General features: G+C 70.4%; 12 protein-coding genes and 1 pseudogene. 8 read left to right on the top strand and 5 right to left on the bottom strand.

Features of this window, described 5'->3' with window-relative positions; genetic code table 11:
- Positions 1–252 precede the first annotated feature (252 nt).
- Positions 253–551: pseudogene (locus LG634_RS19390) on the top strand (integrase core domain-containing protein); the annotation flags it as partial.
- Positions 552–762: 211 nt separating this feature from the next.
- On the opposite strand, the gene LG634_RS19385 reads toward LG634_RS19390, so the two are convergent.
- Positions 763–2,283 carry a multinuclear nonheme iron-dependent oxidase gene (locus tag LG634_RS19385; protein WP_308072581.1) on the bottom strand — a complete coding sequence of 507 codons (1,521 nt, stop codon included), beginning with the start codon at positions 2,281–2,283 and terminating at the stop codon, positions 763–765.
- A 183-nt stretch (positions 2,284–2,466) separates the two neighbouring features.
- On the opposite strand from LG634_RS19385, the gene LG634_RS19380 reads away from it, so the two are divergent.
- The 3 genes from LG634_RS19380 to LG634_RS38555 all read left to right on the top strand — a co-directional run bounded on the left by LG634_RS19380 (position 2,467) and on the right by LG634_RS38555 (position 6,078).
- Positions 2,467–2,631 carry a hypothetical protein gene (locus LG634_RS19380; RefSeq protein ID WP_226735138.1) on the top strand — a complete coding sequence of 55 codons (165 nt, stop codon included), beginning with the start codon at positions 2,467–2,469 and terminating at the stop codon, positions 2,629–2,631.
- A 146-nt stretch (positions 2,632–2,777) separates the two neighbouring features.
- The gene (locus tag LG634_RS19375) at positions 2,778–3,842 is read left to right on the top strand and encodes a hypothetical protein (protein ID WP_226735137.1); all 1,065 of its coding nucleotides are present in this window, start codon (positions 2,778–2,780) and stop codon (positions 3,840–3,842) included.
- A 4-nt stretch (positions 3,843–3,846) separates the two neighbouring features.
- On the top strand, positions 3,847–6,078 hold the full coding sequence (locus LG634_RS38555; RefSeq protein ID WP_226735136.1) for a peptidylprolyl isomerase: 2,232 nt from the start codon (positions 3,847–3,849) through the stop codon (positions 6,076–6,078).
- On the opposite strand, the gene LG634_RS19365 is transcribed toward LG634_RS38555, so the two are convergent.
- From LG634_RS19365 to LG634_RS19350, 4 genes are all read right to left on the bottom strand, one after another.
- On the bottom strand, positions 6,050–6,892 hold the full coding sequence (locus LG634_RS19365) for an endonuclease/exonuclease/phosphatase family protein (RefSeq protein ID WP_226735135.1): 843 nt from the start codon (positions 6,890–6,892) through the stop codon (positions 6,050–6,052). The genes LG634_RS38555 and LG634_RS19365 overlap by 29 nt on opposite strands.
- Entirely contained in the window at positions 6,889–8,001 is a 1,113-nt protein-coding gene (locus LG634_RS19360) for a nucleotidyltransferase family protein (RefSeq protein ID WP_226735134.1), read from the bottom strand. Before LG634_RS19360 ends, LG634_RS19365 begins: the two co-directional genes overlap by 4 nt.
- 248 nt (positions 8,002–8,249) lie before the next feature.
- Positions 8,250–10,118: a RiPP maturation radical SAM C-methyltransferase gene (locus tag LG634_RS19355; RefSeq protein ID WP_226735133.1), complete on the bottom strand. Its 1,869-nt coding sequence runs from the start codon at positions 10,116–10,118 to the stop codon at positions 8,250–8,252.
- 5 nt (positions 10,119–10,123) lie between these two features.
- Positions 10,124–11,116, bottom strand: a complete 993-nt coding sequence (locus LG634_RS19350; RefSeq protein WP_226735132.1) for a hypothetical protein — start codon at positions 11,114–11,116, stop codon at positions 10,124–10,126.
- A gap of 221 nt (positions 11,117–11,337) precedes the next feature.
- On the opposite strand from LG634_RS19350, the gene LG634_RS19345 reads away from it, so the two are divergent.
- From LG634_RS19345 to LG634_RS19330, 4 genes are all read left to right on the top strand, one after another.
- Complete coding sequence (locus LG634_RS19345) at positions 11,338–12,312, top strand: ABC transporter ATP-binding protein (RefSeq protein WP_226735131.1); 975 nt, start codon at positions 11,338–11,340, stop codon at positions 12,310–12,312.
- Positions 12,309–13,109 (top strand): ABC transporter permease, encoded by an 801-nt coding sequence (locus LG634_RS19340; RefSeq protein ID WP_226735130.1) that lies wholly within the window; start codon positions 12,309–12,311, stop codon positions 13,107–13,109. The genes LG634_RS19345 and LG634_RS19340 overlap by 4 nt, the downstream gene beginning before the upstream one ends.
- The gene (locus tag LG634_RS19335; RefSeq protein ID WP_226735129.1) at positions 13,099–13,872 is read left to right on the top strand and encodes an ABC transporter permease; all 774 of its coding nucleotides are present in this window, start codon (positions 13,099–13,101) and stop codon (positions 13,870–13,872) included. The genes LG634_RS19340 and LG634_RS19335 overlap by 11 nt, the downstream gene beginning before the upstream one ends.
- A gap of 159 nt (positions 13,873–14,031) precedes the next feature.
- Positions 14,032–16,101 (top strand): putative PEP-binding protein, encoded by a 2,070-nt coding sequence (locus tag LG634_RS19330; RefSeq protein WP_226735128.1) that lies wholly within the window; start codon positions 14,032–14,034, stop codon positions 16,099–16,101.
- Positions 16,102–16,595: the final 494 nt, after the last annotated feature.

Genomic DNA, 16,595 nt, shown 5'->3' with positions numbered 1-16,595 from the left:
AACCTCACGGCCCGTTGGCCCGTCACCGCTGCCGGCCAGATCCGGTGGCACCGGCCTGTGCTTTGTTGTGGTGGTGGAGGCGAATCCCCGGAACACCCGGCGAGCGCGGAACTCCCCGGCGGAGGTCAGCGCCCTGCCGTCCCGGAATGTCACCGGTCGGCTGGCCCGTCACCCGTGGGCCGGAGAGTCACCGGTGACGTCCGGGCAGTCACCGGTGACTTCCCTCCGGCTGGTCGGTGATTGTCGGGAACTCGCGGATCGCAATTTCGATCAAGGAAATTCGTCCGCGCGCTCGAACGCCACCGGATGGCCGGATCCATAGGGAGAGTCGGAGCGGCCGGCGACAACGCGGCCATGGAGTCCTTCTTCAGCCTGCTGCAGAAGGACGTCCTCGACCGCCGACGCTGGACCACCCGCGAGGAACTGCGGATCGCCACGTGACCTGGATCGAACGGACCTACCACCGACGCCGCAGACAAGCCGCACTCGGCCGCCTGACCCCCGTCGAATACGAGACCGTCATGACCACACCGGCCCTCCAGGCCGCGTGACTGCACCTGTCACCCGAACCTGCACCAGACCCATGCGGGCATTCGGCTGAAGGTGAGTCTCCCTGTCGCAGGTCAGCTCCGCACCCCGCTGCCGTAGCCTCCCGGCCAACGCGCGTACCCGTGCGTCGGCGCGCTGCCCCGTCTGCCAAGCCCACGCCGGCCCGGTGGGGCTCCCCGACGCAGCCCCACCGGCCGTCCGTTGCGGCAGAGGTCAGTCCCCCGAGCAGCAGCGGGCCGTCCCGCACACGGGGAGTTCCGGGTCCGGCAGTGTGCCGGGTGCGGGGGAGGCTGGGCGTTCCGGGGCGGTGCCGCGCCGCGCGAACCTGCCGTCGCCGAGGCCGACCAGCCGGACGTCCTGTTCGAAGGAGGCGAGGACTGCATCGGGGTCGTCCAACCCCCGGGCGGCGCGCTCGAGGTCCATGGAGAACGTGGCCTCGCGGTCCGCGGGCCCGTCCTCCGGGCAGCGGTTCATCCAGATCTCACACCGGAGCAGCTCGTGGAGGAGCCGCTCCCGGGGCAGTCCGGCGAGGACGGTGTGCAGTGCATCGCCCACGGAGTCCGGATCCAGGGGGCGGCCGGTGTCCAGGGAGGGGATGAGCAGGCCGAACAGGGCCTCCTGGGACAGGCCCGACTCTCGCAGCAGCCACCCGGTCGAAACGGGGAAGTACGAGGTGACGCTGCCGCCCAGGATCATGAGGCGGGACCGACGGTCGTAGTCCCAGCGCCTGCGCTCGGCGGTGGCGAAGGCGTCCAGGAACTCCGGACCGTGCTCGGTCAGGCGCTGTCCCGACAGCGGTTCGTCGGAGTGGAGGAGGTCGTACATGGCCACCGACAGGGCCTTCACGTGGCGGCGGCTGTGTTCGACCGACAGCACTTCGCCGGCGGGTTCAGAGCCGGCGAGCCAGGCGGCGACGGTCTTCCGCTCGCGCGTGAACCGGAGCCTTCGCAACGCAGCGGCCGGTTGCCTGGCGCCGAACAGCTCCAGCGCCATGGCCTTGAGGTTCGGGGCACTCTCGACGACCTGGTCGATCAGGTCGAAGCAGACCGACACCACCTCGCGGTCCCCGTGGTCGTCCTGGTAGAAGAAGCCCTCGCCAGTGAGATCAATGGCCCCGCCGGCGAAGTGGATCTCCGTGACGTGCTCCCAGGGAAGCTTGTGGAAGTCCGCGGTCGGAGAACACCCTCGGGCCAGCTGATAGCTGAGGACGTGGCCGACGTCCACACACATTCCGCATCCGGTCGCCTCGCACAGGCGGGAGAAGAATTCGAATGCGTTCATATCGCCCACGACGTACGTCATGGGAGGGAACTCGGCGTTGAAGGGCCGCTCCAGGATGCCCTGGATCCGCATGACGTTGTCGATGCAGACCGTGAGCGACTCGGCGGTGAGCGGGAGCGGCATGAAGTGCGGGTACACGTGCCGCTCGCTCATCAGCCAGACGCCCAGGTCCTCGGTGACCCACGGCGCGCCGCTGAGCTCCAACAGCTGCTTGAGTTCGTCGAGTTCGGATGTCGAGGGCGGATCGGCATAGGCCGGATTGACGTTGGTGCTGTGTACCAGTACCCGCGCCGTACCGACGAGGTCGTGGATCGTACGGCGCTCGAAGCCGTCCGGTGCGGCCCGGCCCCTGCGGCGCAGCTCTGCGTAGGAGGCCGGCCCGCGGTGGCGTGAGCTCGGGGCGGTTACCTCGAAGAAGTCGGGGGCGTCGGCACCGTGTTCCAGATATCGCACATGGAAGTCGGATGGATTGATTCCGATTCCAAGCCCGTACTTCGGCAACTGGGCAAAGTAACTCGGCCCTGACATCACCGCGAAATCCTCCCCTTCGGACTGGACAGCAGAAACCGGCCGTGATCCACCGGGACTTCGGCCGGGCACCTTCCGACGTCCGGCGGTTCTCGTTATGGTATGGCCATGACAGCTGACGGAGCACCGGAATTCGACCCATCCGTTCCTGCGAACAGCGAAGAGGATCTGCAAGAGATCGAGTTCTCCGACCTTGAGCCCGCTGAGGCTGCTGCACTGGAGAACCGCGTGTACCTGCTCGGCGTCCACGCAGACGGCCCGCGCGGAGTGTGACCCCGTACTCACCATTCCGCAGCCGCCGTGCAGGAGGCTCGTGAACGGCGCCACCGGGTGGCGTGTGGGCGTGCCGACAACCGCACTCCACACGCCACCTTCCGTGCCGACCGCGCCCGTGCGGTCGCGTGCCGAGGGGCCGGTGGATGCAAGCCCCTGACAACCGGGCCGCCCGGCTCGCCGCGGGGCGGCTGATCGGCCGCAGCCTCGTGGAGACACCGGGAGCCGATGCGGTGTTCCTCAGCGGCAGCCTCGTGGAGGGCATGGGCAATGCAGCCAGTGACATCGACGTCTATCTGATCGGTCCCCGCCTCTCTGCGGAGCGCAGGACGCTGGGTGCCGGCCGCATGCGCGTGGACGCACACCTGGTGCCGTACGAACGGCTCTGCTCCGCCGTGGACCGGGTCCTGGCAGCAGACCTCTCCGCGAGCGCCGGGGAAGTCCCCACCGCCGGCGCGGACCTGGAGCTCGCCGCACGACTGTGGAGCGCGGAGTTCCTGGCCGATACCGGAACGGTGGGTGCCCTCCGGGACCGGCTGAGGTCCGGTGCCACGCAGTTCCGGCGCCAGATGATCCGTCATTGGCTGACCGCCGTCCACCTGGCGATGGAGGACGTCTCGGGCTTCCGCGCGGACGGCGACGGTGATGCCTGTCTGCTGGCCGGTCGCACGGCCCTCCTGGGTGCCGGAAAGGCGGTTGCGGCGGCGTGCGGAGAGTTCCACCTGGGATCCAAGTGGGTCTGGAGGCAGCTGGAGCGGTCCGCTCCGGAAGGCTTCCCCCTGACGTGGTTCCGGACGCTGCTGCGCGGAGACCTGCTGTGCGGCGGCGTTCCCTCACCGGACGACTTGGAGCGCCTCGTGCAGACCTGCTCGATCGCAGCCGCCACCTTGGGCTGGCAGGGCGTTCCCCTGGACGAATGGCCCTGGCGGCAGAGCTCGTCAGGCCCCCTGAACCGCGTCGCCGACTGCTTTCCGAGGGTTCACACGGAGGCCGTGACGGCCGCCGTCATCGGTCGCCGCCGGGTGCGGATGCGGCCCGATGTCGCCCTCGTATGGGGGCTGTGCAACGGGGTGACCGAGGAGGAGCTGGTGGAACGCGCCGGCAGACTGCGCCACCGCGCCGTCGCCTACCAACGACTGGACCCTGACCGGTGCCGCGCCCTCGTGGCCCGACTGCTCGACGCAGGACTGCTGCTCCGGACCCGAGGATAGTACCGTGGCCCACATCAAACTCGGCTTCGAGACCGGTGGTGCGCTGGACCTGTTCCTGGCACTCAACCGCGAACTCCGCGGCCGGTTCCCCTGGGAGACGAGCCTCGTCGCGAGCCCACCCGTCCCCGAAATCGCAGGATTCCTGGAAGGCGTCCGCTCCTGGCAGGCCCATGGACTCGACGAGCTCCCCGCCTGGCTGGCGCAGGCCGCCGACCCGCTGGAGCTGCCGGCCCTGGCTCCGAGCGAGGAACTGCGCCCGGGCGCACGGCTGATCGGCGAGGCCCTGCATGCCGCGGCGCCCGAACTCCAGCCCGCCCTCGCGCAGTGGCAGGGCAGGCGGGAGGCGGCCGCCGTGGAACTGGAGGAACTGCTCGACCTCGACCGCACGGAAGCTCCCCTGCGTGAGGCTCTGGGAGTGCCCGACGTGCCGCTCTCCCTGCCGGTGCGACTCGTCCCCTTCGCCCCGTACTCACCCGGCGCCGGCTTCCTCATGGCAGACGGCAGGCCCGTTTCCGCCTACGTGGACTGCCGCAGGTTCAACGGGTCCACCCTGGCGGACTGCACGCTCACTCTGGTGAGCTGGTTCATGCTGGCGGTGCTGCCGGGCCCGCGGAGGATACCGGCAGAGCTGGCCCGGACGCTGCCGGGCAGCACGCCGTACCACCGGCGCATGCGTGCCCTGCTCGCCAAGGTCATGGTCGAGTTCACGGCGGGCCGTCTTGTCGGCCGGAGCGATCCCGACCACCGGCCGTGCGTGGATGTGCTGGGGTCTGCGTGGCGCTACCCCCGGATGTACTCCGTGGTCGAACGGCGCTGGGGAGCCTACCTGTCGGGGGTCGTCGGACGGCAGCAGGCGCTCGCGGCCATGGCGGAGGAGATGTCGGCCCGGGATCCGCAGTGGTACGTCGACCACGTCGACGCCGCTTCGCTCGCGGCGGACTTCTATGCCCTCGAAGCGATTGCTGCCGACGGCCACCGGGGTGCACGGACCAGGTTCGCGCGCTGGGTGCCCCGGCTCGCCCTGTACTTCGCGCGCCAGCTGGACATGATCATCGGCGTGGAGCTCGGCCACTATGAGCGCGCGGTGAGCGACGCCCTTCCCGAACCGCTGGCAGGGTTCCTCCACGAGGTGACCGAGCAGTCGAGCCAGGTCGCGTGGGCCCGGACCCGTGGCCGGATGGGCCAGGCACCTGCGCTTGCGCTGGCTGCCGAAGCGTTCGCCGGGCCCGGGACGGAGTACGGCGGAGCGCTGTGGGCGCCGGTGGCGGAACTGCTGCGGCGGTACGTGGAGCACGAGGTGTCGGAGACCGTCTTCGTCGACCAGTGCTTCACGATGCAGCACAACAACGGGTCGCTGTTCGACAAGTACCTCGAGACCGAGGACATGCCGCGGGTACTGGACGCCCAGGCCTCCGGCGACGAGGAGACACTCATCGGTCATGCCTCCGAGGAGGTCCGCACCCTGTGGTACGCCCACCGTGCCGAGCGGTGCCGGGGGCACGACCCGGACTGGACCGGCGTGGGCGCCGAACGGCAGGTGCCGGTGGCGGAATCGGACCACTTGTCCTGGACGGAAGCCACGCTCCAGACTGCTGCCCCCGGCACCCTCGGGTGCGGGAACTCCGCACCCGCAGAGGCCCTTTCGCCGGCCGGTACGCTGCCTGACGGGCCCGCGCAGCGGGCGCTTCGGGTGCGTGACCGCACCCTGCGTAAACCGATCACGCTGTCGCTGGACCGCTACGAGACGGCCACGGCCGTCCTGCACACGTCCGAGGGGGACGTGACGCTGGAGCTGTGGCCGCAGATCGCACCCTATTCGGTGGACAACTTCGTCAGGCTCGCCCGGGGCACCCGGACCTGGAAGGACCCCCGTACCCAGCAGGAGGGCACAGGCGGGTTCTTCGACGGCACGGCCTTCTTCCGCCGGATTCCGGGGTTCCTGGTCCAGGGCGGGGACCGGACGGGCACCGGACACGGCGGACCGGGGTACCGGGTTCCCGACGAGGCCCCCGGCAGGCTCGCCTTCGACCGGCCCTACCTGCTGGCAATGGCTAACCTCGGGACGGGGAGCGCCGGATCCCAGTTCTTCGTGACCCTCGCCCCGGCACGGCACCTGGACGGCCGCTTCACCCAGTTCGGCGAGGTGGCCGACGAGGTTTCCCGCGCCGTGATCCTGCGCATCGCCCACGCAGGGACCGACCCGGTGGTCACGTCCGTGACGGTCCGGGCCCGCTGACCACAGCCCTGTGGCCGGCCGGCAGCCGACGGTCGACGAGGTCGGCGACGACCGCCGCATGGTCGGAGGCCCGGATCCCTGCGACGGGACGGAGCGCCGCCAGGCGGGCCGACACCACGCGCTTGGCCGTGCCGCGTTCCCGGCACACGAGGATGTGGTCGATGCGCGCCGGTCCCGCCGCCCCGGCGTCCGGCCGGAGGGCGGTGTCCGCAGTGCCGCCGAGCCAGGTCCCGCCGGGATCGCCGGGGTTCGCCTCGGCCCACGCATCGCAGAAGGTGTCCGTGAGCGGCTCCAGCACGGGGGAACCGGGGGCGGCATTGAAGTCCCCGGTCACGACGGGTGGGTGCACGGCGTCCGGCATTCCCACCGCCATCCGGCTCAGACGCAGGGCCTGGTCGCGCCGGAAGGTGTCGGGGCCGCGCGATGACAGGTGTCCGGTCAGGAACGGCAGCCCGCCCGTGGGCGTCTGCACGACGGCGCCGAGCGCCGTGCGGCCGTGCACCTCGGACAGGATGGTCGTGCGCACCCCGGTCAGCGGCCACCGGCTGAGGATGGCCGTGCCCTGCTGTACGTCCGGGTCGCCGATGCGGGCCTGCCAGTGATGCTGGTTGCGTGCCGGGCCCCAGGCCCAGTGCAGGCCCAGCTCGGCGGCCAGCCATCCGGCGAGGTTCTCATCGCGGTCCTGCCAGACCTCCTGCAGTCCGCACACGTCCGGGTCGGTCTCCTCCAGAATGCCGAGGATGGCCTTGCGCCGCTCCTGCCAGTCGCCGAAGCGCCACCACAGGTTCCAGGTCATGACACGGACGGAGGTCATCCGGTGGGCTCCGCCTCCCCCTGTGCCTCCGAGCGCCTGACGGCTCGATCGTAGTCATCGCGGCTGACCGTCTGCTCGACGGTGAGCAGGAAGTCGCCGATCGGGGTGTGGTGGAGCAGGTGCGCGCCCAGCGGCTCGTACCGTACGGGGATCCGAGCGTCCGGGCGGGCCGCCCGTCTGAGCGGGATGCTGGGAACGGGAACACCGTAGGCCAGCGCGCGCCACACCGGGTGGTCCAGGCTCTGCAGGGTCCGCGGCCTGCGCCAGGCCTCACGGCGGCTCCGCTCGGCCGCTGCGCGCTCCCCGAGCAGGTCCACGACGGCGGCGAACGGGCCGATGTCGCAATGCGCGGCGGCGTACGACAGGAGCTCGTGGAGTTCGGGCGCGAGCTGGTGGGCGGCGGCCGTGTCGACGATTCGGGCGGCAGGAGGCAGCCCCGTGTCGGCGAGGACCAGCACGTCTGCGATGTCCTTGGCGTTGAACCGGCGCTGGAACCGCTCCTCGCAGACGGAGAGGAGGTCCGGCAGGCAGCTGTCGCGCGGCGCCGCCAGCGGCCGCACACCGACGGCTCCCGCGTTGCCCGTCAGGGGAGTGCAGACGATCTCGGCCTTCATCGGCTTGTCCAGCCACCGGTCGGTGCCGGGCCAGGTCAGGGTGACGAAGGGCAGCGGTCGCCGGCTGCCGTGCAGGACGACGGCGGTGTCCTGCACCGGGCAGGAGTCGAGGACGGCTGCGGCAGCCTCCCAGACCTGCTGCTCCGTCGCCACCATGAGGTCCATGTCGCCGACGGGGCGGAGCAGCGAGTCCGGGTAGTGCCGGGCCAGCGAAGCGCCCTTGACGACGCGAGCTCCCGGAACCGCCTTGACGACGCGGCGCAGGATCTCTTCGTACGCTGCGGCACGCTGTCTCGCTCTCGCCAGGGTGTCGCGGCTGCCGGAGCCCAGCTCCTCACCGCACCGCTGGGCCGCGGACAACACCAGCTGGGGAACGGTGCTCCGGACGGCTGCCGCCGCTTCGGTGAGCACGTACGGGGGGGCATCGTCGTCGAGGCCGAGGAGTCCGCGCAGCAGCGGGAGGGTCAGTTGGTCGATGAGCCGTGCCGTGGTCATGGGAGCCCCCCGCTCTGCGGTGCCGCCGCTGTCCGGCGGCGGAATGTCGAGGTCCGCCATACCGGAGCAGGCTCCGGTATGGCGGACGGCGGAGCGGTCAGCGCGACGAGGCGCCGGTCTTCTCCGTCTCAGCGGTCTCCTGCTTGGCGACAGCCGGCTTTTCGACCTTCGGCTGGAGAGTGCTGCACCACATTGCGTCTTCTCCCGTCGTTATGGCATGTGCATACCAACTGCTTCCAGGCAGGCTATTACCAATCCGGATTCTCCGGAAGGGCCAAGGCCAGATACCTGCCCTCGTCCTCGATCATCACGCGGGAGCGGCAGCAGCGTTCGAGAAATGCCGCGACCTCGGCCGTGGCGAGGCGGTGACCCAGCCGCTCGAGGTCGGTGCGCACCCCCTGCACGCTTCTCGCCGCGTCGCCGCATGCCTCGTACGCGTGTGCCTGCCACCCCTCCAGCACGGCCTTCCGTGCGCGCTCGGTGCGCCGGTCGATCAGGGTCAGGTGGTGGGGGAGGCGTTGGTAGAGCAGGGTCGGCCGGGTGGGCTCCGCCCAGCGGCGCTGCCACTCGAGGACGGCCGCGGACAAGGCGTCGACCGCCCGCTCGGAGGCCACGTCGGTCACGCCGTAGTCGAAGAAGTAGGCGATCTTCGCATGGTCCAGATGGCTTGGATAGATGTGCCGGTAACTGCTTCCCGGGCGGATGTGGGAGAGCCGGAACGACGGGTCGGTGAAGTACGGACTGAACCGCTCCAACCAGATGCGGGCCGAGCCGGAAGGAGGCTCCAGATGGTGCAGCAGCGGGATGAGCGCCACCTGCTCCTCGTAGTCCGCATCACTCTCGCCCGGTATTCCCGTCAGCACGTTCCACTGGACGGTCTGGCCGAAATAGCGGGCCCACTTGAGCAGGCGCACGTTGATGGACTTGGTCGCGCCCTTGCGCATGAGCCCGAGAATACGGGTGTTCAGGCTCTCGATGCCCGGCTGAATGCGGAGGATGCCCGCATTCCGCATCGATTTGAGCTGCCCCCGGGTCAGATTGGCCTTCACCTCGAAGAACAGGTTCACATCCCAGTGGCGGTTTCCGAGTTCCTCACACAGGGACGTCAGGTAGGTCATGTCCAGAATGTTGTCGACCGCGTCCACGTGCACGGTCGGATATGCGGTGAGCAGCTCGGTCAATTCGTCCATGGCGCGCTCGCCGCTCTTCGAACGGAACGCCATACCCGCGGAGTTCAGGCCGCAGAAGGTGCAGTGGTGCTTGGCCCCCCACCAGCAGCCGCGCGAGAACTCGACGGGGAGCCGCACCGGACGGTCGCCCAGCAGGGCCCGTCTGCCGTGCCGTTCCAGGGCGTTGAAGTACTCGCGGTAGTCCGGGACGGGCAGACCGTCGAGCGCACGCAGCGGCCGCGCCGGCCCCACCTGGTCCAGCAGCATCCTGGCACCGGCGACCTCCGCGCCGGGGGCGGCGCCGGCGGGCCCGCCGGCCATCTGCCGCAGCAGCGCCGGGAAGGCTTCATCAGCCTCACCCGACACGACGTGGTCCAGCCAGGGCAGGCCGCGGGCGTACTCGGGCCCCATCTCGCTGTCGAAGTTCGCCCCGCCGTATACCAGTGAAACGTTGGGGAATCGTTCCTTCAGGAGCCGGCCGGCCGCCAGCGACGCAGTGTTCTGCAGGAAGGTCGACGTGAACCCGACGAGGTCGTAGCCGCCCCAGTCGACCTCGCCCAGAGCCTTGTCCAGCCATGCGGGAAGCACCGCTCGGCGCAGCTCCACGAGGTGATCCAGCCCGCGCCCGGTGAGCTCGCGCCACAGCGCTTCCAGCTCCGGGTGCTCCTCGAAGTACTCCTGTTCCGGAACCACTTCGCCGAAGGCGGCGTACGCGAACAGCCACTCCCCGAGCATGTGCAACCGCTCCGAGCGCATGTCGGAAATGCCCTCGTACAGCTCGGGTCCCAGCAGCACGGCCAGCTCGATGTTGAGGTAGTGGACCTCGCAGTGGTGCCCCTCCCGGACGGCGAGGGCCTTGAGCAGGCCGCACTGGATGGAGGGGGCGTCGATGCGGGCCCAGGGCATGTTCACCAGGGCCACCCTGAGCGGCTTGGCCGTCTCGTCCACCCGCATCAGCCGGCCACGAGGTAGTCGGTCTGAGCCACCCTGTGCTCCCCGAGACTCCCTGTGTCTTCCACCACGGCGGACTTGATGATCCAGCGAGAGCGCAGCGCCACCTCGTCACCCAGTGCGTGCACCTCCCGGGCGTGCAGGGCGAGGTTGTTGCTCAGCGCGATGAAGTCGCCGGGGCGCAGGAAGACGCGCCTCTTGTGTGTGTGCGGGAGGGCGTCCATCTTCCTTGCCAACTCCTCCGCCCCGGCCGAGTTCCCGCGGGTCCGCCCCTCGATGAAACGCAGTTCGCAGGATCCTGTCAGCACCGCGTGAGCCGTCTCCGGCAGGAAGTCCGCATGGGTGGTCGCCGGGTCCGACGGGGTGTGGAACAAAGGCTCCCGGAGCAATGCCTTTTCCGAGGCGGACAGTTGCCGCAGGATGTCCACGTTGCGCGCGAAGGCCGTGTAGACCTGGTTCCGTTCGTCACTGCGCATCGCGAGCATGTGGATGCGGTCCGGCACCACGGGCTGGTTCCCCAGGTCCTTGTGGAACGGCTGGGCGAGCAGCCCCTTGGAGGACTGTGTCTGCCAGCTCGAACGCCTGGGGTAGATGTCGTTGTAGACGTCGCCCTGGGCGATGTCGAGATTGCCTATCCCGGTGAGCCTGCACAGATAGGCGAAGGACTCCATGAACGACTCGGCTGTGAAGGAGGTCTTCAGTAGGTACTTGGAGGCCACCGGATCATCGGCATCGAAAACCGGGACGCCCTCGTCGAACGGCGTGTTGCGCACCATGACGACGGGATGCTCGGCACGGTCCAGCGCGGCGAGGGAGCGGCAGAACTCCACGAAGCGCTCCGGCACGCCGCCCTTGTCGACGACCGAGCGTACCTGGCGTCGGAAAGCCTCGTAGAACCTGAACGGACTGAGGGTCACGTCCTGCAGCGACTGCTGGAATGCGGCCCGTTCCGCATCCGAGAAGGCGTAGTCGATGTCGAGTTCGCAGAGCGTCACGGATCCCCCCGGTTCACCGATGTGCCTGGCAGCGTGACGCTACCAACGGGCCGGTCGGTCCGGCAACGGGTCTCCCCCGGCCTCCTCCAGGCCGAAATGGCCCCTGTGGAAGGTGAGTTGAGGAACCCGCGCAGGCCCCGGGGTGGTCTTGCCGGGAACCCGGCGATGGTGCAGGATTGCGCGCACATCACGGCATGATCCCCACGTGGGGGCGAGGAGGAATGCCTGTGGCCGGGCCGGCGATACGGGTGCGCGGCGTCGGGCGGAGCTACGGATCCGGAGGCAAGACGGTCCAAGCCCTCACGGATGTCTCCTTCGACGTGGCTGCGGGCGAGATCGTGGCCCTGCTCGGTGCGAACGGCGCCGGGAAGACCACACTCGTGAAGATCCTGTCGACCCTCCTGCTGCCGACCACGGGCGACGTCAGCGTGCTGGGTCTGGACGTCGTCGGCAGGGTCAAGGACGTACGACGGAACCTGAGCGTCGTCTTCGGCGGGGACCGCGGCCTCTACACTCGCCTGTCCGGACGGGAGAACCTGCACTTCTTCGGCATGCTGGCCGGCCTCACGCGCGCCGAGCTCAAGGAACGGGCCGCGGACATGCTCGAGAGGTCCGGACTGTCCGACGCCGCCGACCGACGGGTCGAAACCTACTCCCGGGGCATGCGGCAGCGGCTGCACATCGCGATCGGACTGCTGCCCCGCCCCCGAGTCCTGCTCCTGGACGAGCCCACCATCGGCCTTGACCCGGCGGAAGCCGAACGGCTGCGCGCTGTGGTCTCCGCACTACGCGAGGACGGCGTGAGCGTCCTGCTGACCAGCCACTACCTTCTCGACGTGGAACGGCTCGCGGACCGTGTGGTCATGCTGGAGTCCGGCCGGCTGAGCGCGGACCTCCCGCTGGACGAGTTCGCACGGCGGGCCGGGTACGCAGCCGTGGTCGTGGTCCGAACACGCGGCAGACTCCCCGCACTGGACGACGTGCTTCCCGAGGGGGCCACCGTCGAACCGGGTCCCGGCCCGGCCGGGGGTGCCACGATCACCGTGCGGCTCCAGACCTGGGGCGGCTCCGTCTTCGCCCGCCTCGGTGCCCTCCTCGAACGCTGCGACGTGGTGGACGTCCAGGTCCGGCCGGCCAGGATGGAGGAGGCTTTCGCCTCGTTCCAGGGCGCCGCGGCCAAGGGGAGCACTCCGTGAGCCGTGCGGCGCGTACCGTCGAACACCTCCGGACCACCCTGGACGTCCTCGCCGTCAGTGCCCGGATGCGCGTGTCCGAACTGCTCGCCACACCGGCGACCCTGGTCCTGACCGTCATCCAGCCGACGGCACTCCTGCTGATCCTGCTCCTGTCGCTGCCCGACCAGAGCCCGCAGCGCACCGCCCACGCCGTGTCCGGCGTGCTGCTGACCGCGTTCTGGGGCGCAACCGTGCGAGGCACCGGCGCCGTCCTCGCCCGGGACCGGGCACAGGGAGTGCTGGCCCGCGCCGTGACCGGGACGAAGGACGCACGCCTGGTGGTGCTGGGCAAGGGGCTGGGAGCGGGCCTGCTGTCCATCGGTCAGATCTCCCTCGCCCTGCTGGCGGTGCTCCTGCTGCTGCGCCGGCCCGTGTCGGCGCACCATCCGGGATGGCTGGCTGCAGGCCTGCTGACGGCCCTGTTGTCGGGCGCGGCCGTGGGGATGCTGATCGCGTGCCTGTTCGTCCTCACCCGCCACGCCATGCAGATCTCCACCATGCTGATCTACGGGGTGTACGTGCTCGGAGGCATCCTCATCCCGCCCGAGCTGCTGCCCGCGGCGCTCCGCTGGCTCTCCTACGGGATCAGCCTCCACTGGCTCCAGGAATTCCTCGGCGCCGCGGCGGCCGGACGCGTGCAGCCATGGCCGCTGGCGGCCGCTGCCGGACTGACCGCCATCTACGCGCTCTGCGGCGCCCTCCTCTTCCAGCGCGTGGTCACGCGAGCCCGGAAGGAGGCCACCCTTGATGTCGTCTGAGCGGGTGCGGGCGACGGTGCGGCTGGGGTTCCTCGAGTACCTGGCCGACAACCCCTGGCGCATCCAGGTGACCTCGGTCTGGCCCCTGGCCCTCGCCCAGTGCCTGTTCTTCACGCTGCTCGGCCGGGTCGCCGCCGGACAGAGCGGAGGCGCATTCGCGTTCGTCGGCTCGCTCGCCCTCGTCCTCGCCCTCAGCACCATCGGCGGTGTGGGTGGCGTGCCGGGCGCCGAGAAGACGGCGGGAACCCTCTACCGGCTGCAGCTGTCGGGCATCTCGCCCGCCGGCATGTTCGCGCTGCGCTCCCTTCCCTGGCTGGCCAACGCACTCTTCACTTGGTCGCTCTGCCTGCTCCTCGTGGCACCGCTCACGGGCCATACGCGCCTCGCGCTGTCGCTGATCCCCGCGCTTCCACTCTTCGCGCTGATGGCGCTGACCAGTGCAGCAGCCGGTCTGGTAGCCGCCTCTCCGGCGATGGGCCGACGGGCGGAGCCCCTGCTGACGAACGGCATGATGTACCTGGTGATCACCGGATCCGGTCTGTTCATCCCGGCCGGCAGCTCGCCGGTCATCGACACCGTCGGGGGTCTCCTGCCGTTGCGGCACGGCGTACTTGCGGTCCGCAGACTGCTGGACGGCCGGCCCTGGGCCGCCGAGGTGGCATACGAAGCCCTGATCGGGCTGATATGGGCCCTGCTGGCCGTGGCGCTCTACCGGCGGCAGGCCGCCCGGGCGCGTCGCCTCGGCACCGACGACTTCTCGTAGAGGGGCTGCACGGTGACTCTTGCCCGGTTGTCCGCCTACCGACCGGCCCGGACGACGCTCCACGTCCACGCTGCGCCGACGGTCATCCGGGAAGCGCTGTCCCGGCTGACCCGCGAGCATCACCGAGGGGCACCGCCCAGAGACCCGCAGCGCCCCGTCTTGTTCTCCCTCAGCGCCGGTGACGGCACCTCGCGGAGGATCTCGTACCTCGGCCTGACTCCCGCCAGCGAGGACTGGCTGTCCGAGGCCGCGGGACCGGGCTTCACCGGAGCGCGCTCCGCCGAGCTCGCCCGCCTGCTCGCCGACCCCGCCGGGGGAGACCTTCCCGAGGACACGGTCGGACAGGTGGTCCGTGCCCTCGAGCGCCTCGCCGCCCACGGCCCGCTTCCCGCCGGCGCCACACTCGGGGTGATGCCGCTGGGGTTCGGACCGGACAGCGGAACCGGCACCGCACACTCCCACGACGCAGTGGCGGGCGGTCCCGCTTGCCTGGCCGGTACCTTCCGTGCGAACTCCACTGGATCGCAGTTGCTGGCACAGGGCGGCGTGGGCCTGGCCACGGCCGCCGCAGGCAGGCCCTGGGCCGCCGGGCTCGCGTCCCTCACGGCCGACGAGTTCCGCCGTGCAGGCCACCCCGTAAGCCTCGGCTTCGTGGTGGACGACAACCGCCTCTACGTCCTCTCTGTGGCCCGGGCCGAACTGGCAGGGGCGGTCCGGGTACGGCAAGCGGTCCGCGGGACCCGGTCGGCAGGACACGGACAGGATCCGGATTCCATGCCTTCGGAGAACGACCTGGTACGGGCGCTCGCTCCGCAGGCCGACACGACCGGACTGACCCTCCTGGCGCGAGGCATCGGGCTGGCTCCCGGTGTCGCGAGCGGCCGTCTCGTGTTCCGGTCCGAAGAGGCAGAGGCCGCTGCCGGGCGGGGTCACCGCGTGGTCCTGGCCGTGACCGAGTCCCGGCCGGAGGATCTCGGCGGCCTGCTCGCGGCGGATGCCGTCATCACTCAGCGCGGCGGTCGGTCGTCCCACGCCGGAGTCGTCGCGCGGAGCCTGCGGCGGCCCTCCGTCACCGCATTGGCCGACGCCGTCGTGGACCCGGGCGCCGGTGCCATCCGGCTGGGGGACGGCACCCTGGTCGCAGCGGGCACCGAGGTCACCGTCGACGGCTCGGCAGGTCTCCTCCACCGGGGTGCCGTGCGCGGCACCCCCACCGCCGCCGGCGCCCCGCAGACGGAGCCCGGCCTGTCCGCATGGCTGGACCGGCATGCGTCCGGCCCGCACGCCGTCGACGTGCGGGTGAACGCGGACTCGGCCCGTGACGCAGCAGCCGGGCGCGCGGCTGGCGCGACCGGTATCGGCCTCTGCCGCACCGAGCACATGTTCCTCGGCGAACGCAAATCCCTCCTGGAACGGGTGCTGCTCGCGGGCCGGGGGCCGGACCTCCACGAGGGTCTGCACCGGATCGAGACGTTCCTGCGCGCCGAGTTCACCGAGATCCTGCGGGCCATGGACGGCCTGCCCGCGGTCGTGCGACTGCTCGACCCGCCGCGGCACGAGTTCCTCCCGCAGACCGTCGACCGGCTGAGGGAGCACAACCCCCTGCTGGGTGTGCGAGGGGTCCGGCTCGGCGCGCTGATGCCGGAACTGGCGGCGGCACAGATCCGGGCGCTGAGCGATGCCGCTGCTGCTCTGCGCCGTGCCGGTGCGGACCCGCGGCCGGAGCTACTGGTCCCGATGGTCAGTACACCGGCCGAGATGGAGTTCGTACGCACCCTCGTGGCGGAGGTACGCGACCGGTCGCAGGGAGCGGGCGGCCCCGCACTGCCGTGCGGGGCGATGATCGAGACGCCCCGGGCGGCCCTGCTGGCAGGGGAGATCGCACGGCACTCCGACTTCCTGTCCATCGGGACGAACGACCTCACCGCACTGGTGTGGGGGCTGTCCCGGGACGACGCAGAACTCGAACTGCTGCCCTCCTACGAGTCCCTGGGCCTGCTTGACGCGTCGCCCTTCGACCGGTTCGACAGGGACGCGGTGGGAGCGCTCGTGCGCCGGGCGATCGGCGACGCCAGGGCGGTCCGGCCCGGTCTCGCCGTAGGCGTCTGCGGCGGGCACGCGGCAGTCGGCGAAGCACTCCGCTTCTTCGCCGACTGCGGAGCGGACTACGTCTCGTGCCCGGCACCGCTCGTCCAGGTCGCCCGGTACACGTCCACCCGCGCAGGGTGAACGGACCGGGAGCGCAGGTGTGTCCAGGGCTCGGAAGTAGGGGCGGCCATCGGGGTGTCGCCCCAGTAACCGCCGACCTCCCGGTGGTAGTCGGGGTTGCCGAGGTGCCGGTCGCAGACGAATTCCGGTGCCGCCTTGACCGGGCCCCTGGCCCCTGGTCCGGTCGAGGTAAGCTCTCTCGTCCGTGGTGTCGACGCGGACGATCGTGCCGGCGGGCAGCAGGACCTCCTGGCCGAAGATCCACGGGCCGGTGTCCACGGCGATCCACGAGGAGGCGGTCTCGGCGGAGTGCTTGTCGACCTTGCCGAGGACGAGGCAGGCCTGAGCGCTGGAGGGCTGCACATGGGCGTGGGAAGCGCGCACCGTGTTGGCGTTGCCAAGGAGCCCGGGTAGGTGGTCCCTGCCCTCCGAGATCTTGCGGATCGTCTTCCGCGCGACGCGGATCCTCCGCCAGCACATCCACAAAAACACCATGTGGCTTGTTTTTGGAAGTC

This window comes from Streptomyces bambusae (genome assembly GCF_020532645.1).
Classification (GTDB): Bacteria; Actinomycetota; Actinomycetes; order Streptomycetales; family Streptomycetaceae; genus Streptomyces; species Streptomyces bambusae.
This window is presented reverse-complemented; position numbering and strand designations above follow the sequence as displayed.

Coding starts and splice junctions, on each gene's coding strand:
- LG634_RS19375 (WP_226735137.1), top strand. CDS start 2,778: ATGCAAGCCCCTGACAACCGGGCCGCCCGGCTCGCCGCGGGGCGGCTG.
- LG634_RS19380 (WP_226735138.1), top strand. CDS start 2,467: ATGACAGCTGACGGAGCACCGGAATTCGACCCATCCGTTCCTGCGAAC.
- LG634_RS19365 (WP_226735135.1), bottom strand. CDS start 6,892: ATGACCTCCGTCCGTGTCATGACCTGGAACCTGTGGTGGCGCTTCGGC.
- LG634_RS19360 (WP_226735134.1), bottom strand. CDS start 8,001: ATGACCACGGCACGGCTCATCGACCAACTGACCCTCCCGCTGCTGCGC.
- LG634_RS19345 (WP_226735131.1), top strand. CDS start 11,338: ATGCCTGTGGCCGGGCCGGCGATACGGGTGCGCGGCGTCGGGCGGAGC.
- LG634_RS19335 (WP_226735129.1), top strand. CDS start 13,099: ATGTCGTCTGAGCGGGTGCGGGCGACGGTGCGGCTGGGGTTCCTCGAG.